The 23,495-nt window shown below is 59.3% G+C and carries 21 protein-coding genes; 18 read left to right on the top strand and 3 right to left on the bottom strand.

The genetic code is table 11. The annotated features are described in order from the left end of the window. The first annotated feature begins 9 nt into the window (after window positions 1–9). From murF to nrdR, 16 genes are all read left to right on the top strand, one after another. A complete protein-coding gene (murF, locus tag DCC27_RS04650; protein ID WP_110099322.1) occupies window positions 10–1,518 on the top strand; it encodes a UDP-N-acetylmuramoyl-tripeptide--D-alanyl-D-alanine ligase in 1,509 nt (502 codons plus the stop codon). After that, a complete protein-coding gene (gene mraY, locus DCC27_RS04645; RefSeq protein WP_110099367.1) occupies window positions 1,515–2,621 on the top strand; it encodes a phospho-N-acetylmuramoyl-pentapeptide-transferase in 1,107 nt (368 codons plus the stop codon). Before murF ends, mraY begins: the two co-directional genes overlap by 4 nt. Further along, window positions 2,603–4,177 carry a UDP-N-acetylmuramoyl-L-alanine--D-glutamate ligase gene (gene murD, locus DCC27_RS04640; RefSeq protein ID WP_110099323.1) on the top strand — a complete coding sequence of 525 codons (1,575 nt, stop codon included), beginning with the start codon at window positions 2,603–2,605 and terminating at the stop codon, window positions 4,175–4,177. The genes mraY and murD overlap by 19 nt, the downstream gene beginning before the upstream one ends. A 39-nt stretch (window positions 4,178–4,216) precedes the next feature. Continuing rightward, window positions 4,217–5,566, top strand: a complete 1,350-nt coding sequence (gene ftsW / locus DCC27_RS04635; protein WP_208392065.1) for a putative lipid II flippase FtsW — start codon at window positions 4,217–4,219, stop codon at window positions 5,564–5,566. Then, window positions 5,566–6,720, top strand: a complete 1,155-nt coding sequence (murG, locus tag DCC27_RS04630; RefSeq protein ID WP_110100443.1) for an undecaprenyldiphospho-muramoylpentapeptide beta-N-acetylglucosaminyltransferase — start codon at window positions 5,566–5,568, stop codon at window positions 6,718–6,720. The genes ftsW and murG overlap by 1 nt, the downstream gene beginning before the upstream one ends. A gap of 104 nt (window positions 6,721–6,824) precedes the next feature. Then, entirely contained in the window at window positions 6,825–8,318 is a 1,494-nt protein-coding gene (murC, locus tag DCC27_RS04625) for a UDP-N-acetylmuramate--L-alanine ligase (RefSeq protein WP_110100444.1), read from the top strand. Between the two features lie 16 nt (window positions 8,319–8,334). Further along, window positions 8,335–9,435, top strand: a complete 1,101-nt coding sequence (locus DCC27_RS04620; RefSeq protein WP_110100445.1) for a cell division protein FtsQ/DivIB — start codon at window positions 8,335–8,337, stop codon at window positions 9,433–9,435. 158 nt (window positions 9,436–9,593) lie between these two features. After that, window positions 9,594–10,817 (top strand): cell division protein FtsZ, encoded by a 1,224-nt coding sequence (ftsZ, locus tag DCC27_RS04615; RefSeq protein WP_110099327.1) that lies wholly within the window; start codon window positions 9,594–9,596, stop codon window positions 10,815–10,817. 70 nt (window positions 10,818–10,887) lie between these two features. After that, window positions 10,888–11,613: a polyphenol oxidase family protein gene (locus DCC27_RS04610; RefSeq protein WP_146206397.1), complete on the top strand. Its 726-nt coding sequence runs from the start codon at window positions 10,888–10,890 to the stop codon at window positions 11,611–11,613. A gap of 126 nt (window positions 11,614–11,739) precedes the next feature. After that, window positions 11,740–12,366: a cell division protein SepF gene (locus DCC27_RS04605; protein WP_110099329.1), complete on the top strand. Its 627-nt coding sequence runs from the start codon at window positions 11,740–11,742 to the stop codon at window positions 12,364–12,366. Window positions 12,367–12,481: 115 nt separating this feature from the next. Then, window positions 12,482–12,766: a YggT family protein gene (locus DCC27_RS04600; RefSeq protein WP_110099330.1), complete on the top strand. Its 285-nt coding sequence runs from the start codon at window positions 12,482–12,484 to the stop codon at window positions 12,764–12,766. 302 nt (window positions 12,767–13,068) lie between these two features. After that, the gene (locus DCC27_RS04595) at window positions 13,069–13,812 is read left to right on the top strand and encodes a DivIVA domain-containing protein (protein ID WP_110100447.1); all 744 of its coding nucleotides are present in this window, start codon (window positions 13,069–13,071) and stop codon (window positions 13,810–13,812) included. Window positions 13,813–13,954: 142 nt separating this feature from the next. Then, a complete protein-coding gene (gene lspA / locus DCC27_RS04590) occupies window positions 13,955–14,518 on the top strand; it encodes a signal peptidase II (protein WP_233242901.1) in 564 nt (187 codons plus the stop codon). Further along, the gene (locus DCC27_RS04585) at window positions 14,505–15,449 is read left to right on the top strand and encodes an RluA family pseudouridine synthase (RefSeq protein WP_110100448.1); all 945 of its coding nucleotides are present in this window, start codon (window positions 14,505–14,507) and stop codon (window positions 15,447–15,449) included. Before lspA ends, DCC27_RS04585 begins: the two co-directional genes overlap by 14 nt. 104 nt (window positions 15,450–15,553) lie before the next feature. Then, window positions 15,554–19,138, top strand: coding sequence for a DNA polymerase III subunit alpha (gene dnaE, locus DCC27_RS04580; protein ID WP_110110333.1), 3,585 nt, complete (start codon window positions 15,554–15,556; stop codon window positions 19,136–19,138). 123 nt (window positions 19,139–19,261) lie between these two features. Continuing rightward, window positions 19,262–19,747, top strand: coding sequence for a transcriptional regulator NrdR (nrdR, locus tag DCC27_RS04575; protein WP_110099334.1), 486 nt, complete (start codon window positions 19,262–19,264; stop codon window positions 19,745–19,747). A 114-nt stretch (window positions 19,748–19,861) separates the two neighbouring features. On the opposite strand, the gene ppgK is transcribed toward nrdR, so the two are convergent. Further along, window positions 19,862–20,665, bottom strand: a complete 804-nt coding sequence (gene ppgK / locus DCC27_RS04570; RefSeq protein ID WP_110099335.1) for a polyphosphate--glucose phosphotransferase — start codon at window positions 20,663–20,665, stop codon at window positions 19,862–19,864. A gap of 39 nt (window positions 20,666–20,704) precedes the next feature. Then, window positions 20,705–21,670, bottom strand: coding sequence for a type I methionyl aminopeptidase (gene map / locus DCC27_RS04565; RefSeq protein ID WP_110110332.1), 966 nt, complete (start codon window positions 21,668–21,670; stop codon window positions 20,705–20,707). Between the two features lie 82 nt (window positions 21,671–21,752). Between map and DCC27_RS04560 the strand changes: the two genes are divergently transcribed. Beyond that, complete coding sequence (locus DCC27_RS04560; RefSeq protein WP_110100451.1) at window positions 21,753–21,935, top strand: SPOR domain-containing protein; 183 nt, start codon at window positions 21,753–21,755, stop codon at window positions 21,933–21,935. Window positions 21,936–22,009: 74 nt separating this feature from the next. Here the strand turns inward: DCC27_RS04560 and panB are convergent, their stop codons facing one another. Next, window positions 22,010–22,858, bottom strand: coding sequence for a 3-methyl-2-oxobutanoate hydroxymethyltransferase (panB, locus tag DCC27_RS04555; protein WP_110110331.1), 849 nt, complete (start codon window positions 22,856–22,858; stop codon window positions 22,010–22,012). Between the two features lie 50 nt (window positions 22,859–22,908). Between panB and rraA the strand changes: the two genes are divergently transcribed. Next, window positions 22,909–23,409 (top strand): ribonuclease E activity regulator RraA, encoded by a 501-nt coding sequence (gene rraA / locus DCC27_RS04550; RefSeq protein ID WP_110110330.1) that lies wholly within the window; start codon window positions 22,909–22,911, stop codon window positions 23,407–23,409. Window positions 23,410–23,495: the final 86 nt, after the last annotated feature.

The raw sequence follows: 23,495 nt of genomic DNA, 5'->3' as shown, positions 1-23,495 counted from the left end.
CATCTCGTTATGATTGAACTCACCGCTGCTCAGATTGCCGATGCGACCGGTGGTCAGCTCGTTGCTGGCACCGATCCGGACACGAGCGTTAACTCAGCTACCACCGACTCCCGCGAGATCACCGCCGGTGGCCTGTTTGTGGCCAAACCGGGAGAATTTGCCGACGGTCACGACTTTGTGCTCAGCGCACGGGAGCGCGGGGCGAAACTGATGCTGGGGCAACGCGAAGTCTCCGATGACAACGGGACCCCGGTTCCCGGCATTATCGTCGCTGACACGGTGGTCGCCATGGGTGATCTCGCCGAATACATTGTGGCCCGGATTCGTGAACATTCACCCACTACGGTGATTGGCATTACCGGCTCGGTCGGAAAAACCACCACCAAGGATCTCCTCGCTGGGCTGTTGTCCGAGGCGGTCGCCTCCGATGACCCGGACGCGGTTATCGCCCCACAAAACTCCTATAACGGTGAAGTGGGCGTGCCGTTGACCATCTTCCGCGCCAGCCTCACCACCCGGTATCTAGTGGTCGAAATGGGAGCCGACCATGTGGGCAATATTGCCGACCTGTGCCGGATGGTGCGCCCGGATATCTCCGTGGCACTGACCGTTGGCTCCGCGCACACCGCCTCCTTCGGGTCGGTGGAGAATATTGTCAAAACGAAGGGCGAAATTGTTGAAGGTCTCAGCCAGGGTGGGGTCGCTGTGCTCAACGCTGATGACCCGCGCGTGGCCTCCATGGCAGAGCGTGTCCCCGAGGGGGCTGAGGTGCTGTGGTTTTCCACCGCCAACCGCCATGACAGTGCCTACGCACCCATTGTCTACACCGCCGAGTTGAGCACCGACGACAACGAACGCCCCCACTTCTACCTGGGATATAATCCCACCGGGCAGCCGGCGGATCTACAACTGACGACAGCTTATGTCACCAGCGGACTGACCGGTATCCACCACGCCACGAATCTGGCTGCAACCGCTGCCGTGGCTGTGACGGCAGGTCTCGACCCGGAGACGGTCGGGGGCCTCCTGCACGGACGCGGGCCAGTCTCGAAGCACCGGATGGCCCGCACCGACCGAGCAGACGGCATTACCATCATCGACGACTCGTATAACGCCAATCCCGAATCCATGCGGGCCGGACTGAAAACATTGGCCCTCACCGGACGTAGCACCGGCCGGCGGACCTGGGCGGTGCTCGGGGAGATGCTCGAGCTGGGTTCCAACAGCATCAAAGAGCATATCCACATCGGTGAAGCCGTGGTCCGGTTGAATATTTCGCAGCTGGTGGTGGTCGGACAACAAGCCAGACCGCTCTATACTGGAGCGGTTATGGAAGGCTCCTGGGGCGACGAAGTGGACCATGTGGCTGACATCGACGAGGCCGAACAGTTACTCAACCAGCGCCTTCAGCCCGGCGACATTGTATTTATTAAAGGATCGAACTCGACCGGCCTGTGGAAACTTGCAGACCGGCTCACCGCTGACCCAACAACCCCAAGGCAAGGTGACCTGCAGTGATCGGACTCCTGATCGGGCTGGCGCTCGGGCTAGTGCTGACATTGATTGGCACCCCGCTACTGGTCAAAGTCTTGGTGAAAAAACACTACGGCCAATTCATCCGTGAAGATGGGCCCACCAGCCACCAGACCAAACGCGGTACGCCCACGATGGGTGGGGCAGTGATTGTCGGGAACCTGGTGATCGTTTACTTCCTGACCCACGGCATCATGTCCCTGATGGGGCTGGGCAATGCCGGAGTCACCGCCTCCGGGCTCCTCTTGCTGTTTTTGACCGCCGGAATGGGGCTGGTCGGCTTCTTTGACGACTTCGCGAAGATCTCTAATCAACGCTCGTTGGGACTGACTGCCTGGGCCAAGATCATCCTGCAGGGCGTGGTTGGTATTGCTTTTGCAATCCTGGTGCTCAACTTCCCCGACGACCGAGGACTAACTCCCGGCTCCACTGCGATCTCTGTCTTCCGCGACACCAGTATCGACCTGGCCTTTGCCGGACCTGTGGTGGGTGTAGTGCTGTTTGTGATCTGGTCTAATTTGATCACCACCGCCACCACCAACGCGGTTAACCTGACCGACGGGCTCGACGGTCTGGCCACTGGCGCGGTGGCGCTGGTGACCATGGCCTACGGGGCTATCACAGTCTTCCAGCTCAACCAGGCCTGCGGTAGCGGGCCAGAAGACCTGCCGGGGTGTTATCAGACCCGCGATCCCATGGACCTAGCCCTGCTGGCCGCTATCCTGACCGGATGTCTGATCGGATTCCTGTGGTGGAACACGAATCCTGCCAAAATTTTCATGGGAGACACCGGCTCGTTGGCCCTGGGTGGTGCCCTGGCTGGCTTCGCAATTCTGTCTCGCACCGAATTGTTGCTGGTGGTCTTGGCCGGGTTGATGGTGGCCATTGCGCTGTCGGTGATTATTCAGGTCGGATACTTCAAGCTCTCCGGTGGTAAGCGGGTGTTCCTGATGGCCCCGTTACAACACCACTTTGAGCTCAAAGGCTGGGCCGAAGTCACCGTGGTCGTTCGGTTCTGGCTGGTCGGATTGGTGTGCGCGCTGGCCGGTCTGGCCATGTTCTACGCAGAATGGGTGATCGTGCGGTGACAGTGCATCATGATCTATCGGCCCTGACCACCTGGGACTCCGACTGGGCCGGGCTTCGCGTGCTGGTCACCGGGCTCGGTGTGACCGGGTTTTCGGTGGCCGACACGCTGGCCGAACTTGGCGCTGAGGTCGTGGTGGTTGACGGCCAGGACGACGACAAGCGCCGTCACGCCGCCGACACGCTGAAAATTGTCGGCGTGCGCGAGGTACTGCTCGGTCACCAGGCGGTATCCGGTCTACCCGATGAGAACCTCTGGGACGGGCCCCTGGAGTTGGTGGTCACCTCGCCGGGCTGGAACCCCGCTCAACCCGTCCTAGCTGCCGCAGCCACCGCCGGGGTACCGATCTGGTCAGAAATTGATTTGGCCTGGCGGGTGCGTATCCGTGAGGGTCGGCGCACCGCTGAATGGCTGGCCCTGACCGGAACAAATGGAAAAACCACCGTGGTGACCATGGCCGAGTCCATGGCCCAAGCAGCCGGCCTCGACGCCATTGCTGTCGGCAATGTCGGCACCCCAATTCTGGATGCCATCCGCCGTCCCGAAGGCTTCGATGTGCTCATCATCGAGCTGTCGAGTTTCCAGTTGCATTGGACTCACCACTTCGAACCAGCTGCCTCAGCGGTGCTCAACATAGCTGAAGACCACCTGGACTGGCACGGCGGTTTCGATAACTATGCCGCTGATAAAGCCAAGATTTACGAGAACACCCGGGTGGCCTGTATTTTCAACGAGAACCAGCCGGCCACGATGCGAATGGTTGAAAACGCCGATGTGCAGGAAGGCTGTCGCGCGATCTCCTTCACCACCGACGTACCAGCTCGGTCCATGTTTGGCGTGGTCGACGGGTTGCTGGTTGACCGGGCCTTTTTGGAAGACCGCCACCACTCCGCTTTGGAACTGGCGGCCATTACCGATATTGGCGTGATCGTCCCCGAGCACCAGGTCGCCAACGCCCTGGCTGCCGCCGCGCTGGTCCGGGCTATTGACGTCCCACCCCAAGCGGTGAAACAGGGACTACGCAACTACGCTCCCGAACCGCACCGGGTGGAACTCATTGCTGGGGGGCCTCAGGGGGAGACCCTGCAAACCCTGTGGATTGACGATACGAAGGCCACCAACCCGCATGCCACCGACGCGGCGCTGAAAGCCTTCAACTCGGTGATCTGGGTGGCCGGTGGCCTACCCAAGGGACTCAGCTACGACCAACTGGTGAAAGATCACGCCTCGCGACTGAAAGCTGTTATCGTGATCGGTCTTGATCCAGCACCTGTGACCGAGGCACTCACACGACACGCACCCGAGGTCCCCGTCTACACCCAGTATCTGCGAGACACTAACAGTGACCCCACCGATGGCTGGTCGGTGATGACGCACGTGGTCGAGTTGGCCGCGCAACTGGCAGACGACGAAGACACGGTGTTGCTTTCTCCGGCTGCGGCCTCTTTCGACCAGTTCAGCTCCTACGGAGACCGTGGCGACGCCTTCCAGCACGCCGTGAGACAACACCTGGGGATCGCCCCACCGCCGACCGACGCACCTGACGACGAGTCGTAGACATTCAGCCACCACCAGCGCAGACAGGAGACCGAGGTTATGAGCACAGCTGACTCCTCCTCGGACTCACGAGTGTGGCGCTGGCTTGAAGGGTCATCGCCTAAAACCTCCTACTGGCTGATCCTGGGATCCACCTTGGCGCTGTCGGCTCTCGGAGTGTTGATGGTGCTTTCGGCTTCCTCGGTTGAAAACATTGGCACCGTGGGGTCCTACGACTCACTGCTCAGCCACGGGGTTTACGCCCTGGCCGGGGTAATCCTGATGGTGGTGGTCGCCCGACTGAAACCCGAAACCCTGCGACGTTTGGCCTGGGGGATCGTGCTCGCTTCCATCTTGCTGTTGGTCCTGGTGTTCACCCCGCTGGGCCATGAAGTTAACGGGAATCGTAACTGGTTGCGCATTGGCGGGTTCTCTTTCCAGCCGGCTGAAGCAGCCAAGCTGGGTCTGGCGCTCTGGGGTGGCCACGTGCTCGCCCTCAAAGGTCGCTATGCGACCCACCCGTTACACCTGGTGCTTCCGGTGGTGCCGGTTGGCGGGATGATCATCCTCCTGGTGCTGGTGGGACGAGATCTCGGCACCGGGCTGGTTTTGCTACTGGTGCTGGCCGTGCTGTTGTTTATGGCAGGGATTAAGTTCCGTTGGCTCGCGCTGGCCGGAATAATCGGGCTAATCGGGGTTGCGGTGGTCACCATGCAGTCCGATAACCGCATGTTGCGCATCGGCGCCTGGTTCGGTAACTGCGATCATCCCTCGGACCCGTGCTACCAGTCCGACCACGGCTTCTACGCCCTCGCCTCGGGAGGCTGGTGGGGGGTCGGATTGGGCCAATCGCGTCAAAAATGGTCCTATATCCCCGAAGCCGAAAACGACTTTATCTTCACGATCCTCGGTGAAGAACTCGGGCTACTGGGGGCACTGGCTACCCTGGCATTATTTATCGTGCTGGCCATCGGGATGTTTCGGGTCGCTATTCGCACCCAGCACGCTTTCGTGCGCATCACCACCGGTGCCATTATCGCCTGGCTGATCGGCCAAGCCTTCTTGAATATCGCAATGGTGACCGGCCTGCTTCCGGTCATCGGAGTGCCACTACCGTTTATCTCCCGCGGTGGCTCGGCAATGATGATGGCCATGTTGGCGGTCGGGGTAGTGCTGAGCTTCACCAGACAAGAACGCCGGGACCAGCTGGCCGAGCACGAGCCAAGCCACGATACCACCCCGCTGGGGCCACCGCCGGCCGATGCGGAAAGACCCAGCACACAGCACCACGCCAACCACTCTGAAGTCACCGGTACCGAGGACATGTCGATGACGGCCCCGGTGCCTGGCACCACACCGAAGAAACCCTCGCCCCTGCGGCGTCCTGGTAGAAAGCAGGTCAATTCCTGATGAGCCCACGATCCGGCACGACTTCGACCGCCTCAACAGCCACCCCACCCGTGCTCCGGGTGGTCTTGGCTGGCGGTGGCACCGCAGGCCATGTGTCACCGATGATTCAAATCGCCCGGGCCATCCAGCGCGCCCACCCACAGGCTGAGATCACCATGGTCGGTACCCGTGAAGGACTCGAAGCCGACCTGGTGCCTGCAGCTGGCTTCCGGTTAGTAACCATCCCCAAAGTCCCGATGCCACGAACAGTGAATAAGGACCTGTTCTCCATGCCTTTCCGGTTGCGTGCAGCGATCAAAGCCTCCCGTGAGATCCTGCGTGATAGGCGCGCGCAGGTGGTCGTTGGCGTGGGGGGATACGCGGCGACCCCCGTCTACTTGGCAGCACAACGCGAGCGGATCCCGGTGGTGGTCCACGAAGGCAATATTCGCCCCGGACTGGCGAATAAGGTCGGTGCCCGTCGGGCCGCCGCGGTCGCCACCGCCTTTGAAGGTACTCCGCTACCTGGTGCCCGTCATGTGGGCATGCCCCTGCGACGTGAAATCACCACCCTGGACACCTCCGTCGCAGCACAACGCCGGGCACGTCAGAGTCTTGGATTAGACCCCGACCGCACCACCGTGGTGGTCACCGGTGGGTCCTCCGGGGCCCAGCACCTCAATGAGACCATTGCTGCCAGCCGTGAGGCGATGACTGCCACGGGTGCCCAAATCCTGCACCTGACCGGAAAAGGCAAGACCATATTGGACGAGAACGGCGCACCGATCCGCCAGGACGGGTACCGGCAAGTCGAATATATCGACGGGCTCGAAACCGTTTTTCAAGCCGCCGATCTGGTGGTAGCCCGCTCCGGAGCCGGCACCGTATGCGAGTTGGCAGCCGTGGGCAAACCCGCTGTCCTCGTGCCGCTACCGATCGGCAACGGCGAGCAACGCCTCAACGGCGCCGGGCTCGTCGATGCTGGGGCCGCAGTGATGGTAGACGACCAGGACTTCACCGACGAGTGGGTCCGGACCCACTTACCGGCGTTGCTCAACGATCCGCAACGGCTGGCCACCATGGCGGAGGCCGCCGCCGCGCAAGGGGTGACCGATGCCGATGAGGTGATGGCCCAGATCGTCACCGAAGTGGTCACCCAGCACGCCGGCGACTAACGTCTCGCTCCAGCTCGTAGCCAACCAGCTCGCACCCAACCAGCACCGACCAACACCTCCCGTACACTGACCACAACCGATGTGCCAACCCCAGGAGCCCCGTGATGACCGACCACCGTTTCGATACCGTGACACACGTGCACTTCCTCGGACTGGGCGGAGTGGGCGTCTCCGGCATTGCCCGGATCATGCTCTCCCAGGGTTATAAAGTCTCCGGTAGCGATGCCAAACACCTGCCCGTGATTGACGAATTGGCGGAGCAAGGTGCCCGAGTCTTCATAGGCTACCGGGCCGAGAACTTCGCCGCTGCTCACCATGACTCTGAACTGGGACCCATCGAGCTAGTTATTGCCTCCTCGGTAGCCACCGCCGAAAACCCCGAACGCCAAGCCGCTGAGGCAGCCGGGATTCCGGTGCTACACCGCTCGGAAGGTTTAGCCATGGCCATGCAGGGCCACAAGGTCCTGACCGTGGCCGGAACCCACGGTAAAACCACCACGTCGTCAATGGCTGCCACCGTGTTGACCGAAGCCGGACTGGACCCCACCTACGCGGTGGGAGCAGCGGTGGCTGGGCTGGGCCCGAATGCCCATTCTGGAGCCGGCGAGTGGTTCGTAGCCGAAGCCGATGAATCCGATGGAACCCTACTCAATTACCGTCCCGATATGGCTATCATCACCAACATCGAGGCCGATCACCTCGACTTCTACGGCACCGAAGAAGCCGTCCACCAGGTCTTTGAAGACTTCTCTCACCTGGTCAGCTCTGACGGGGCGCTCATCCTGTGTGCAGATGACCCCGGCTGCCGACACCTGGCAGACCAGCTGAGGGCTACTCGCGCTGACAACCCGTCGGTGCCCGAGGTGTATTTCTATGGACATGGTCGTGGCGACCACCCGGTGGATCTCGAGATGTGCGACTCTGAACCAGCAGGTAGCGGACAACGGGTGAGCTACCGTTTCGCCGGTCGACTGGCCGATGCCGGGGAACTCAGTGTCGCATTGGCCCAGCCGGGCACCCACAATGCACTCAACGCCGCGGCGGTGGTCTTAGCCGGACACCTGATCGGCATCTCACCTGATGAGAGTACTCGCGGTCTTCGTCGCTTCCACGGCTCGGCTCGTCGTTTTGAGTTCCACGGCGAAGTCGCCGGGGTGAAGGTCTACGATGACTACGCGCATCACCCCACTGAGGTCTGGGCAGCAATCCATGCCGCCCAGACCTTGAGCGGTTGCGGAAAGGTTCATGCCATTTTCCAACCGCACCTGTTTTCTCGTACCCGGGATTTTGCCGCCGAGTTTGCCAATGCACTGTCTACAGCTGATAGCGTGCGGGTTTTGGAAATCTATCCCGCCCGAGAAGAACCGATCCCCGGAGTGGACGCCTCGCTGATCACCAAGGAGCTGTCCGAGACGCTACGGTCCGGTTTTCCCGCCGCTGGCCAGGTTGCCATCACACCTGCCGAGGCCATCGAGACCATCGTGGACCGCGCTCAGCCCGGGGATCTGGTCCTGACGCTTGGAGCCGGAGATATTAACGCCTCCACCCAGACGATCCTCGACCAGCTGGCCGCCAGGGCACAGTCACCACAACAGTGAGCACGGACAGTCCGGTATGAACAACAAGACTCACGACACCAACGCACGCACCGCCACCAGCACTGACGCGGACGTAGTACAGAAATACCCGGGGCTGGCTCAGCGCTCGGAAGACGACTCGCTGAGCGCCTCGAAGCCCCTGCCTGAGCATCTGCGGGATACCGAACAGACCGAAGAGTCTGAGTCCACGACAACGTCGCGGAGTTTCAGTGCTGAACGCGACCCGACCCAGCAGAAGCTAACACCGACGGCAAAACCGGCAGGAGGGCCGGTTGCGCAACGGGATGAACAACGGGATAAACCAGCGAAAAAACCTCGGCTCAGATTCTCCCGTCCTACCAAAGACGAGACCGAGAAAACTGACCGCACCTTGGCTGATCAGACCGTGGTGGAACTTCCCCCCACTGCCACACAGCTGACGAAAAAACGACTGAAACTAATGGGGATCTCTTTGGCCGGGGTCCTCGTACTCGCTCTGGTTGCCATTGCCGTGCTGTTCTATTCGCCCATTTTGGCGATCAAGAATATTGAGATCTCCGGAACCTCGATACTCAGCGAACAGCGCGCTACCGAACTATTAGGACCGCTCAAAGAGCGCCCCTTGCCGCAAGTTGGCGACGACGAAGTGATGGAGCTACTCTCCTTTTCACCAGCGGTGGCCTCGGTCAGCACTCGCGCAGAACCACCAGACACCCTGTTCGTCGAAGTGCACGAATTCACCCCGGTAGCCATGGCCCCCAAGGGCGATGGATACGCCGTGTTCAACGACGCAGCCGAAGAGATCGCAACGATCACCGCAGCCCAAGCACAGGACCAGACCTTACCGGTCGTGTCCTCAGCCGAAGACGTCGAAGATCCGGTGCTGTTCAATACCATCACCGAAGTCTTGGGTTCCTTGCCCGACGATCTGCGACAGGAGGTCACTCAGGCCTCCGGAGAGTCCATCGATTCGATTGAGCTCACCCTGGCCAATGACAAAACCGTGGTGTGGGGTAATGCCCAAGACGCCGAAAAGAAAGGACGTGTGGTACAAGCGTTGTTGGCGTTACCTGACGAGGAATCTGCCCAGATCTCCGAATACGACGTCTCTGCACCTGACCACCCGGTGACGCGATAATTCGCTGAAAATATCGACACGACACGCGACGGCGGTCATTGCCGTGACCGCCGTGGCACTCTAACGTCATGGGTAGAACTTTTAGGCTTAATGGACTCGGGATGATCCCGAGCCGTGGCCGGCCTGACATACCCGACATCAGATAAGGGAATCACATCGTGGCATCACCTCAGAATTATCTAGCCGTCATTAAGGTCGTCGGCGTCGGCGGAGGCGGCGTGAACGCCGTCAACCGCATGATCGAAGTTGGACTGCGCGGCGTTGAATTCATTGCGGTCAACACCGATGCACAGGCTCTGTTGATGTCTTCGGCTGATGTGAAGCTCGACGTGGGTCGGGAACTGACCCGTGGACTGGGAGCCGGTGCCAACCCTGAGGTCGGAGCACAGGCTGCTGAGGATCACGTCCAAGAGATCGAAGAAGCCCTCCAAGGTGCTGACATGGTGTTTGTGACCGCCGGTGAAGGTGGCGGAACCGGTACCGGGGCCGCTCCGGTGGTGGCCCGCGTGGCCCGGTCGCTGGGAGCACTCACCATCGGTGTTGTCACCCGCCCGTTTACTTTCGAAGGTCGCCGTCGCGCGACCAGCGCAGAGAACGGCATTGAGGCACTACGCGATGAAGTCGACACGCTGATCGTGATCCCCAACGACCGGTTACTGACCGTATCTGACCCCTCCATCTCGGTCATGGAAGCTTTTGAACTGGCCGACCAGGTGCTACTCTCCGGTGTCCAGGGCATCACCGATCTGATCACCACCGCCGGTTTGATCAACCTCGACTTCGCCGACGTGAAATCGGTGATGCAGGGCGCCGGCTCGGCGTTGATGGGTATTGGTGCCGCCCAAGGCGAAGAACGCGCTGTGAAAGCCACTGAAGCCGCCATCGCCTCTCCTTTGCTGGAAGCCTCGATCGACGGCGCCCACGGCGTGTTGCTCTCAGTCCAGGGCGGTTCCGACCTTGGATTGTTCGAAATCAACGAAGCAGCACGCATGGTGCAAGAAGTGGCTCACCCCGAAGCCAACATCATCTTCGGTGCGGTCATCTCCGATAATCTTGGCGATGAAGTGCGGGTCACCGTTATTGCTGCCGGGTTCGATGACAACGACGATGACCAGCAGCAGAGCGCTACCCAGTCACCGAGCCTGCCCAGCAACTCCGCTGGTCATACACGGAGCGAGTCGGTTCCTGGCCAGCAACAGACCGGTTCCGTGCCGACGGCGACTCCGTTGGCTCCGGTCGCCGATGACGCAGATCCGGCTGTCCCAGAATCCCTGGACGAAGACGGCAATGCCACAAACGAGGAATCAGAAGATGTCCCCACTGTGGTGGAGAACCAAGAAGATCGCCGCGACGACCTCGACGTTCCGGACTTCCTGAAATAAACTCTGCCATACACCCAGCGCCTCATACAGGCTCTGGTATTGCCTCAAGCCGTAGCGGACGGAACTATTCGTGACCGGGTCTGCCTTTGTAGAAACCTACCGTAGCCCCAGTGGACACACGGTAGGTTTCTCTCATGCCAACATGGGAAACCTCGGGTTGCTGGCCCGCGAACCAGGGGAGAGCATCGACGAGATTTATGCTCACCGGCGTGCTGTTGAAAAGCAGGCCGGGATTGCTGAAGGAACCACCGTGTTCCTGCACCAGGTACACTCGGCCACCGTGGTTGAGGCCGATTCACTCCCGGGCTGGTCTCAGACCACCGATTCCGTGGTCGCCGATGCAAGTATCTCGGCTACCGGCGCCACACCGTTGGCCATTCTGGTCGCAGACTGCATGCCTGTGGTATTCACGACCTCCGGGAAAGCCACCGCGGTAGCCCACGCCGGGCGCGTCGGTTTGCTCAGCGGAGTTTTGCAAAACACTATCGCCACCTTGCGCGAACACGAGCCAGAGGCCGAGATCACCGCGTGGATCGGCCCATCCATCTGTGGGAGATGTTATGAAGTGCCAGAACAGATGCGCTCGGAAGCCTCGGCGGTGATGCCGGTAATGTATTCCACCACCAGCTGGCAGACCCCTGCGCTGGACCTGCCTGCCGCCGGCCAGCAGCTCATGGAAGACCTGGGCGTGACCGTTCACCGCACCCAAATTTGCACATTGGAAGACTCGCGCGTTTTTTCACACCGGGGAGGCCACCCCGTGGGGCGGTGCGCAGGCATGGTCTTTGCCGACTAACCTGTCAACGACAACCAGAATTAGTCAGTGACACGCGGCAAAACACCGCCGTTGGTCCCGAGATTTTTAGCCCCGTGAATTAATGTGAGCTATAGAGTCCACGCTAGCTGAAAGATTGAGGAACTTATGGTTGGTGGAATGAAGAAGGCAATGATCTATTTGGGTCTTGCCGACGGTGACGAACACTACGAGCAAGAGCAACAACAAAAGGCTGAGGCCACGGCATCGCGCTCTGAGTCACGTTCCCAGGACCGTGGCACGTCGCGGTCGAAGAATCAGGCCGAGGCAGACGAACAGCAGGCAAAGGTCGCTGAGCCGGTCAACCAGATGCCGACTCTTCGGCGGGAGTTCAGCCCGGTACGCGCCGTGCCTTCCCCAGACAATAGCTCCGAGGACGGAGACGACAACGGGTACCGTGCACCGGTGACCCCGATCAAGCGTGCCACTCAGACCAGAGAGGAAGCCTCGGAAGTGCACCAGCTTAACACCATTCACCCACGTTCCTATAACGACGCCAAACTGATCGGTGAATCGTTCCGGTCCGGCGTTCCTGTCATCATGAACGTCACCGACATGTCCGAGGCTGAAGCCAAGCGCTTGGTCGACTTCTCGGCGGGGCTGGTGTTCGGTCTTTACGGCTCCATCGAGCGAGTGACCAATAAGGTCTTCCTGCTGACCCCCAACACCGTAGAAGTCATCACCGAAGGCTCACAGACCAACGAAGAAGAAGTCTCCTTCTTCAACCAGGCTTAAGATCAGGCCACTACAGCTTGCGTTTTGGCCGGACTCGGGTGAGCTTTCCACCAGGTTCAGCCGAGTCCGGTAGAATTAAAGTCTCCCGTACAACGTTGCAGAAGGAACTCTGAGAGTGAATATCGTCTTCGCGCTCTTGCACCTCGTGTTGACGCTGTACTGGTACAGCCTGCTCGTTCGAGTCGTTTATGACGTGGTGCAGTCCTTTGCCAGACAGTGGCGACCTCGGGGGATTTCACTCATCTTGGCTAGCGCGGTCTATACCGTTACTGACCCACCGATCCGTTGGTTACGTTCCAAGATCCCACCGCTGAATCTGGGCGGAATCGGCCTTGACGTGGCCTTCCTCGTGGTATTCATTGTGGTTATTCTTCTGCGGGCTCTTGTTCCTTTGCAGTAAAGTTTTTGACACTTCGTGCCACAAAGTTCCTCAACTGTAACCAGCTTCTCGTGCAGATAAATCCCAGTGGTCGATTGTTTCCCACAGCACTAAAAGGTTGAGATGTCCGCGCAATATCTGGTAAAAAATCAATATCATCATTCGAAGCAATGTCAGCTTGATCTCTGATACGGTGTTGCTGGTGGTAATCTAGTTACCAGGGATGACATTGTGACCAATAGTGGTCTGTGAAGATCACCGATAGCACCTAACCCTAGGTTTTACCCAGCTGGGTAGGACACGACACTTATTGAGGAGACCACATGGCTCTCACGCCGGAAGATGTAGTCAACAAACGGTTCCAGACCACAAAGTTCCGTGAAGGCTATGACCAGGACGAGGTAGATGATTTCCTCGACGAGATCGTCGTCGAGTTACGTCGGCTGAACCAAGAGAACGACGAACTACGTCGTCAGGTCTCCGAGCTCCAGGGTGGAGCCGGCTCCGAGAGTTCCCAGGCTGCCGTACCTGCCCCCGTTTCTGCTGATGGTCAGTCCGCTGAGACCCCGGCTGAAGAGCCCGCCACCCAGCCCGAGGCACCTGAAGACCACCAGCCTCAAGCTGAGGCTTCAGGACAAAGCGAAACACCCGCGACCGAGCAGGCCGCACCCGTTGCCGGCCCGCAGAGTGCCGCTGGTTTCGCCAACAATGACCAGTACGGTACCGGCGCTGTCCCGCAACAAGCCAACGTCCAGACCAACGCCGATGCGAACTCCGCCGCCGGCGTCCTGGCGATGGCTCAGCGTCTGCACGATGAATACGTTGCCGAAGGTCAGCAGACCCGCGACCGCATCATCTCCGACGCGCAGGCAGAAGCTGACAAGCTGGTCAGCGACGCACAGGAACAGTCGCGCAAGACCCTCAACGAGTTCGAACAGAAGAAGTCGGTTCTGGAACGCGAAGTGGAAGAACTACGTGGCTTCGAGCGCGACTACCGCTCCCGGCTTCGTGCCTTCATCGAAGGTCAGTTGCAGGACCTGGACTCCCAGTCTCGTATTGCTGAGTAATCAGCGCGGGTGACCGTCTCGATACCACTATCGACTCAGCCGACCACGTTCTTTTCAGCGTGGTCGGCTGAATTGTGTCAAGGACTGCGACCAGCTGGTACGTAGCCTGGAGATGAAACCCGCCCGACCTTGGAGCACCACCGTGAGCGATGCCCAATCACGCCGCCGCACTTTTCCCTGGTGGATGGCCATGATCCCTCTTGTCATCGGCTATCTGATCGATCAAATCACCAAATACGTCGTGGTGGAAAATATGTCCGAAGGACAATCCATCCCGGTCATTCCGCCCTTATTGCACTGGTACTTTATCCGCAACCCCGGGGCAGCTTTTTCCATCGGTACTGACTACACCTGGATCTTCACGATCATCCAAACCCTTGCTCTGGGGGTCGTTATGTATCTGATCATCAGCCGGGCCCGAACCCTTCCGTGGTTGATCACGCTGGGGTGTCTGGCCGCCGGCATTGCCGGCAACCTCACCGACCGGCTCTTTCGTGAACCGGGCTTCGGCGTCGGGCACGTCGTTGACTTCATCTCGTTGCCCAATTTTGCGATCTTCAACATTGCCGACTCACTGATTGTGTGTTCGATGATCGCGGTCGTAATCCTGATCTTTACGGGGCTACCTATGAACGATCATGCCGCCGAGGACGAAGCTTCCGTCGAGCCTGCCCGGGCGGAAAGTCCAGAAAATGTCTCAGACTAATCCCGAGCGCCCCGCAGAGCAGCAGATTGAGCTGACCGAATCCGGACGCGCCGATGCGGTGCTCTCGCGAGCGTTAGGGGTCTCGCGCTCTCAAGCAGCCGATTGGATCTCTCGTGGCCTGGTGACCGAGGCTGACAGCGGAGATCCGGTACTGAAATCCACCAAGGTTACACCGGGTACCAGAGTGGTGGTCACCGACGCGCAAGACCCCGACCCGCTAGAGGTTAAAGTGGAGGTTGTGCAAGACCTGACGATTATCGCCGAAGATCCCGATTATCTGGTCGTCGACAAACCCGTCGGCGTGGCTGCACACCCCTCTCCGGGATGGGTCGGCCCCACCGTGGTCGGCGGCCTCGCCGGACTCGGGTACCGGATCTCTACCTCGGGGGCCGCTGAGCGACAAGGCATCGTGCAGCGCTTGGACGTGGGAACCAGTGGACTGATGGTGGTGGCCACCAGTGAAACCGCTTATACCCACCTGAAAGACCAGTTCCGTGACCGGGTGCCGGCCAAAACGTATCACGCTCTGGTCCAGGGGCTACCGGATCCCGTCGACGGCACTATCGACGCCCCGATCGGTCGCGACCCAGGACACGACTGGAAGTTTGCTGTCCTGGACGGTGGTCGACATGCAGTCACGCACTACGAGACCTTGGAATCCTTCGGTACTGCCACGCTGATCCGTGTGGGGTTGGAGACCGGTCGCACCCACCAAATCCGTGTCCATTTCTCCGCGATGCGTCATCCGCTGGCCGGAGACCTCACCTACGGTGCTGATCCAAAGCTGGCCGCGAACCTGGGGCTGACCCGACAGTGGTTGCATGCCCACCAACTGGGTTTTCAACACCCCACCACCGGCGAATGGGTCACCTACACCAGCCTGTACCCTCACGATTTGCAGTTTGCTCTCTCGGTGCTCCGCAATCGGTAGTCGCCCCGTACAGAAGCGAGTGAGGAGCTGCCACACAGCAGGTGTGAAAGGACTAGACTGGGGTCTGGTGACCCTGGCCGTCGTCGAGGAGATGATCAATTCCTATGACCTCAACTGCCTCTGAGGATCGAGGTTTCGTTCACCTGCACACCCACACCGAGTACTCGATGTTGGATGGAGCGGCGAAACTGGACGAGTTATTCGCCGAGGCCAACAGGTTGGGTATGGAATCCATGGCCATTACCGACCACGGGTATCTCTTCGGCGCCTTCGACTTCTGGTCCAAAGCCAAAAACGCCGGCATCAAACCCATTATCGGGTTAGAAGCGTATTTGGCCCCCGGCCAGCAGTCCCGCCACGACAAAACGAGGGTGCGGTGGGGCGAACAGGGCCAGCGTGGTGACGATGTTTCGGGCGGTGGCGCCTATACGCACATGACCATGTTGTCGAAGAACAACACCGGCATGCACAACTTATTCAAAGCTGCCTCGATCGCATCACTGGATTCGGTCTACTCTAAATGGCCGCGCATCGACCGAGATCTGTTGAGCCAATACTCGGAGGGCATTATTGCCACCACCGGGTGCCCGTCCGGGGAAGTGCAGACTCGATTGCGACTGGGCCAGAAACAAGAGGCGCTGGAGGCCGCTGCGGAATTCCGCGATATCTTCGGTAAGGAGAATTTCTACCTGGAAATCATGCAACACGGCCTCGATATTGAGCGCCGGGTGTTTACCGATCTGCTTGAGATCGGCAAAAAACTCAATCTACCCATGGTCGCTACGAACGACCTGCATTACACCCACGAACACGACGCCGGTCACCATGAAGCCCTCTTAGCCTTGCAATCGGGGTCCCGACTGGATGAGCCCACCTACGATCAGGGCGGTTCCCGTTTCGCCTTTTCAGGCAACGAGTATTATTTGAAGTCATCGCGTGAAATGCGCACTCTGTTCAAAGAGTTCCCCGAAGCCTGCGATAACACCTTGCTCATTGCCGAACAGTGCGATGTCAGCTTCAACACCGATGCCAACTACATGCCGGCCTTCCCCACGCCCGAGGGGGAAGACGAGACCAGCTGGTTGATCAAAGAGGTCAATAAAGGCCTGCGCAATCGTTATCCCCATGGAGTCCCCGACTACGCCCAGAAGCAAGCCGACTATGAGCTTGACGTGATCATCTCCATGGGTTTCCCCGGTTACTTCCTGGTCGTGGCAGACTTCATCAACTGGGCAAAGAATAACGGCATCCGCGTCGGCCCAGGCCGTGGGTCTGGTGCAGGCTCGATGGTCGCTTACGCGATGCGGATTACCGAGCTGGATCCCATCAAGCACGGGCTGATCTTCGAGCGGTTCTTGAACCCGGACCGTGTCTCGATGCCTGACTTCGACGTCGACTTCGACGATCGCCGTCGTCCTGAGGTTATTGACTATGTGACCGAAAAATACGGGGACGAGCGGGTGGCAATGATTGTCACCTACGGCACCATCAAGACCAAGATGGCGTTGAAAGACTCTGCCCGTGTGAAGGGCAAACCGTTCTCGATGGGGGAGCAGCTCACCAAAGCACTCCCACCGGCAGTGATGGCTAAGGACATTCCGCTCAAAGACATTGAGAACCCCGAGGCGCCTCGGTACAACGAGGCTGCAGAGTTCCGCGAATTGCTCCAGACCGACCCGGAGATGGTAGATGTCTTCGAAACGGCGAAGGGCCTAGAAGGTTTGAAGCGGCAGTGGGGTGTGCACGCCGCCGGGGTGATCATGTCCTCGGCGCCGGTGATTGATGTAGTCCCCATTATGCGCCGACTCCAAGACGGCCAGGTCATCACCCAGTTTGATTACCCCACCTGTGAAGGCCTGGGGCTGATCAAAATGGACTTCTTGGGTTTGCGCAACCTAACCATCATCTCGGATGCCCTGGACAACATTGAGGCCAACCAGGGAACCCCACTGGATCTGGAAGCTCTCACCTTAGACGACACCGAATCCTATGAGTTGCTGGCGCGTGGAGAAACCCTCGGAGTCTTCCAGCTCGACGGTGGCCCTATGCGCCAGCTACTAAAGATGATGCGCCCGGATAACTTCGAAGATATTTCCGCGACCATCGCGCTATATCGCCCGGGCCCGATGGGTGCCAACTCGCACATCAACTACGCGTTGCGCAAGAACAACCAACAAGAGATTACCGCGATCCACCCGGAGCTAGCAGAACCACTGGCAGACATTTTGGACACCACCTACGGTCTGATTGTTTACCAGGAGCAGGTGATGGCCATCGCCCAGAAGGTCGCCGGCTACTCGCTGGGTCAAGCGGATATTCTCCGTCGCGCAATGGGTAAGAAAAAGAAAGCCGAGCTGGACCGACAGTACGTGGACTTCCACCAAGGCATGCTGGACCGTGGCTATTCGGAAGAGGCGGTGACTGCGCTCTGGGACATTCTGCTTCCATTCTCTGACTACGCGTTCAATAAGGCCCACTCGGCTGCCTACGGACTCGTCTCGTATTGGACCGCGTACCTGAAGGCTCACTATCCGGCTGAATACATGGCAGCCCTGTTGACCTCGGTGGGCTCGGATAAAGACAAGATGGCAATGTATCTCAACGAGTGCCGTCGCATGGGTATCACAGTGCTTCCGCCCGACGTCAATGAATCAGCTTTGCAGTTCACACCGGTTGGTAACGATATTCGTTTCGGCCTGGGGGCGGTGCGCAACGTGGGCGACAATGTCGTGCACGGGATCGTGAACGCCCGTGAAGAGCAAGGTCAGTTCACCAGCTTCCAGGACTTCTTTAAAAAGGTCCCGCAGGTGGTGTGCAATAAGCGCACCATCGAATCCTTGATTAAAGCCGGGGGCTTCGATTCGATGCGTCACCCCCGGCGCGCGTTGTTGGCGGTGCATGAAGAAGCCGTAGACGCCTCGGTGGTGCAGAAACGGCAAGAGGCCAATAACCAATTCGACTTCTTCTCCCTGCTTGACGACAGCGACACCTCAGCCGCTGACGTGGGCCTGGGTATCTCTGTGCCGGACGTGCCGGAATGGGATCGTAAGACCAAGCTCAGCTTTGAACGTGGCATGCTGGGACTCTACGTCTCGGATCACCCGTTGCACGGCCTAGAATCGGTGCTGTCGCAATACGCTGACCACACCATCACCCAGATCCTGGATGAAGATGGCCCTGCTGACGGGGCCCAAGTCACCATTGCTGGCCTGATCAACACCCTGGAGCGCAGGATCGCGAAGAACTCGGGTAATGCCTATGCCCGTACCGAAGTCGAAGATCTCAACGGGTCGATGGATGTGATGTTTTTCGGACAGGTCTATGCACCGATTGCCACCGTACTGGCCGAAGATCTCATCGTCTCGGTCAAAGGCAGAGTCCAACGACGTGACGACGGGTCGGTCTCGCTCTCGGCCCAAGAGATGACGCTGATCGACGCACAGGAAGCCAGTGTAGGCCATGGGGGACCGGTGAACCTCAGCATCCCGCATTTCAAGGCCACCGAAAGTCTGATGCGGGAGCTTGGCGAAACCCTGAAGAACCATTCCGGGTCGACCGACGTGCGGGTGAAACTGATGGGCAATCTCGGCATTGACGTGATGCAGCTTGGCCCAGATTTCCGCGTGTCACCTAATCCAGCCCTATTTGGTGACCTCAAGGTGCTGCTGGGAGCCTCCTGTCTGGACTAAGCGCCACAAACCCTTCGGTTACTACATGTAGTAGCTGTGTATTTGAAACACGCCTATATGTGGGAGTATTGTGGGGGATGTCTAACGTCGATACCGTGACACGGTGAGAAAATCGGAGCGAAGATGCACTGTCCTTTCTGTCGACACGAGGAGTCCCGGGTGGTCGATTCTCGTTCCCTCGACGACGGCTCTGCAATTCGTCGCCGTCGGCAGTGCCAAGCGTGTGGTAAACGTTTCACCACGTTAGAAACCACGTCATTGATGGTGGTGAAACGTTCCGGAGTCGCTGAGCCCTTTGACCGCAATAAGGTCATCAACGGTGTCTCGAAAGCTTGCCAGGGTCGCCCGGTATCAAAAGACGACTTGGCTGTCTTGGCGCAAGAGGTTGAAGAGGCCATTCGATCGACCGGTAATTCGGAGGTCGATGCCCACGAAGTCGGGTTGGCCATTCTGGGACCATTGCGCCGATTGGACCAGGTGGCGTATCTGCGATTTGCCTCGGTGTACCAGGACTTTGATTCTTTGGACGATTTCGAGAAAGCCATTAGCGAGCTGAGAGAGCATCCTTTCGCGGTAGAACCCCTACAAGCGAAACTCTTTACTCGATAAAATAGTTTTCCGGTGGGATTGCGGAGGGGAAGCCGCGATCCCACCGGTTTTCAACTCAATGGACCGCGGCACTGCGTCGTCGCGGTGCAGACTGCGGTGTGAAACCGGCCTCGACTACATCGATGTGTCGGCGATCGAGGCGAACAACGCTGCGCCAATAATGCCAGCGTTATTGACCATCTGTGCCGGGATAGTTCGTGCGCGGAGCTTCACATAGGGCAGGAACTCTTCGGCACGTTGCGATATGCCACCGCCGATCACGAACAGTTCCGGGGAAAATAGTCGTTCCAGGTAGGAGAAATAGGGCTGTAACCGTTGCTCGGCATACTCCTGGAAACTTAGCTCAGCACGCTCCCGCGCCGACGCAGAGGCATCGCGCTCGGCCATATTTCCCCGGAACTCGAGTGAACCCAGTTCGAAATTGGGCACCAACACTCCGTTATGGATCATGGCCGAACCGATGCCGGTGCCCAGTGTAACCACCAGCACCGAACCAGACACCCGGCGGGCAGCACCGAAGCGGGCTTCAGCCAGCCCGGCAGCATCTGCGTCGTTGATGACTCGCACATCGCGGTGCAGGTGATCGGAGAACAGCTCGTGAGCATTCGTCTCAATCCAGGACGGGTCGATGTTGTTGGCAGACAGCGCCAGCCCGTGGTGAATCACTGACGGAAGACAAATTCCCACCGGGCGATCCCGGGCCGGGGCCATTTCACGGCTGTCAAGTTCATCGATGATCTCGGCGACGGTGCGGGCGACCGCCTGGGGAGTCGCTGGTTGCGGGGTGGGAATCCGGAACCGCTCGCCGGAGAGTTCACCGGCCTGCTGGCCGGAGGCCGAGATTGCGACGATGCCACCCTTCATCCCGGTGCCGCCAATATCCACGCCGATATAGGTTGGGGTGTTGTTACCAGACATCGCTACCACGGTTCCCTTGTACTCGTCTTCCGATCGTGTCTACTCGGCTAGGGTCAAAATTTCGGCGCCATCTTCGCGCACCACGAGTGTGTGCTCGAACTGAGCGGTGCGTTGACGGTCCTTGGTCGTGACCGTCCAGTCGTCATCCCACATCTCCCAGGAAATATCGCCCAGTGTGATCATCGGTTCGATGGTGAACACCATGCCCGGAACCATCACGGTGTTATGATCCGGGGCGGTGTCGTAGTGGGGCACAATCAACCCGGAGTGGAACTCCCGGCCCACGCCGTGGCCGACAAAGTCGCGGACGACACCGTAGCCAAACCGGTTGGCATATTTTTCAATCACACGACCAATCACGTTGATTTCGCGTCCGGGCTTGACCGCCTTGATGCCGCGCATCATGGCTTCGTGGGTGCGCTGGATGAGCAACCGGGACTGCTCGTCGGTGTCACCGACGGTAAAGGTCTTATTATGGTCGCCGTGGTAACCATCCAGGTAGGCGGTGATATCGATATTGATGATGTCACCGTCTTCAAGCACGGTGTCATCGGGGATCCCGTGGCAGATGACCTCGTTCAGCGAGGTACACAGTGATTTTGGGAAGCCCCGGTAGTCCAAACACGAGGGGTAAGCCCCGTGATCGATCATGTACTGGTGGCCGATGCGGTCCAACTCGGCAGTGGTGACACCGGGTTGAATCGCAGCTTCGACCGCGTTCATCGCCTCCGCGGCCAGCCGTCCGGCAGCGCGGATTTTCTCGATAGCTACCTCATCATAAACATCGCCGTGCTGACCCTCATTCGGGTCTTTTTTGCCGACATAATCGGGCCGGGGAATTTCGGCGGGTACGTGCAAGCGTGGGGCAACATACCCCGGGGCGAGTCGTCCGACCGGCGCCAGCGAGCCGGGCCCAGGCCGTGCCGGACCATCGACCGGAAGATTATGGGAACCCTCGGCACCGGGTTCTGGGGCAGGATGAAGTGTCACTGAATTGCTGGGCATACCTTGATCCTAACGCTGAATAGCATGTGCGGGGTAGTTCGCCCCCGACGCTCAGCTCGGGCACATATGAGAGGATGGAGCCATGACTGACAGCGCGACACAGTACTGGTTCAATGTTGAGACTCACGAGGTTGAAAAGGGTCCCCAATCGAACTGGCGCAAATTGTTGGGCCCCTTCGAGACGGCGGAACAGGCTCGTCGGGCCTTGGAGAAGGTCCAGGAGAATAATGAGCGGTGGGAGGCCGAGGACGAAGCCGAGGACTAGCCGTCTCGCCCCTCCTGCTGGCGCGCACTCGACCGCGCTACGTGCTCCCCGTTGCACGCTGATCCACCACGGCCCTAACGGGCGAAGGAGTAGTCCTCGTCCGGGAATGCCCCCGAACGCACCTCATCGGCATAGGTCTTGGCCGCCTGGGAGAGCTGTTCCGCAAGGGTGGCGTATTGCTTGACGAATCGTGGCAAACGCCCGGTATTAAGTCCGAAAGCGTCCTGCCAGACTAAGACCTGACCGGTGGTGGCATTGCCGGCGCCAATCCCGATGGTCGGTACCTGCAAGGCCTCGTCGACTGCGGCGGCCACCTCAGTGGGCACCATTTCCATCAACACGGTAAATGCGCCGGCTTCTTGAAGTGCTAGTGCGTCCTGGATCATCTGTTGGGTGGCGTCCTGGCCACGCCCTTGGACCCGAAACCCACCGAGCACATGTTCTGACTGTGGCGTGAACCCGATATGGCCCATGACCGCCACGCCCGCTGAGGTCATCGCAGCCACGTGTTCGGCATACCGGGCGCCACCCTCGAGCTTGACCGCCGCGACCTGAGATTCTTTAACCAGCCGAACCCCGCTGTCCACGGCCTGTTGTACCGAGGACTCATAGCTACCAAATGGCATATCCGCGACCACCAGGGACCGTCCGACGCTACGAGCGACCGCCTGGGAGAACAGCACCATTTGATCTAAGGTGACCGGGATGGTCGTGTCATAGCCGAGCACCGTGTTGCCCACGGAATCACCGACGAGCAACACCTCGATACCGGCCTGGTCGAAAATCCGGGCGGTCAGGGCGTCATAGCTCGTGAGCATCGCAAACCGGTGGCCGGCGTCTTTGAGCTGCTGGAGGTGGTGGGTGCGAACACGTTTCGGGTTCGGGCTCTCGGTGGCGTAGCTGATATTCTCTGAACTCGACATGCTCACAGTCTAGGGGATCTAGATCACAGAGGATGTTCTAAGATCGAGGCATGACAACACCACTGAACACCACAGACCTTGCAGATCACTTTGGAGAGTCGGTCCGGAGCTGTCCGGTTCAACTACGGAACTTCGGCGGAGTGCAGAAATTCGCCGGCCAGATCGCCACGGTGCGTTGCTTTGAAGACAACACCGAAGTCCGGGCTACGCTGTCCACGCCAGGAGAGGGGCGGGTACTTGTTGTCGATGGGGGCGGAAGCCTGAACCGGGCGTTGCTCGGAGACAATATTGCTCAACTGGCCATCGACAACAACTGGGCCGGGGTGATCGTCCATGGCGCCATCCGCGACTCGGCCGAGATCGCCGAGATGGCGATCGGTGTTAAAGCCTTGGGTACCAACTCCCAAAAATCCCGCAAAGAAGGACTGGGTGTCACGAATGTTAACCTGGTGATCGGTGGGATTGAGTTCATTCCGGGAGAGTACGTTTACTCCGATGCCGACGGGATCGTGGTCACTAGTGACCCGGTGGAACTAGACGACACCGAGTAAGCGGTGACGTAGACTTGCCGAGGTAGCTCGTCACCGGCGAGCCCCACCACCTCACGACGCTGATGCAGGAGAGCGACCGTGGAACG

Origin of the sequence: Auritidibacter sp. NML130574 (genome assembly GCF_003185725.2) — a bacterium.
In the GTDB taxonomy this organism is placed as follows: Bacteria; Actinomycetota; Actinomycetes; order Actinomycetales; family Micrococcaceae; genus Auritidibacter; species Auritidibacter ignavus.
Note: the sequence above shows the minus strand (reverse complement) of the source record. Positions and strands in the feature narration are given on the sequence as shown.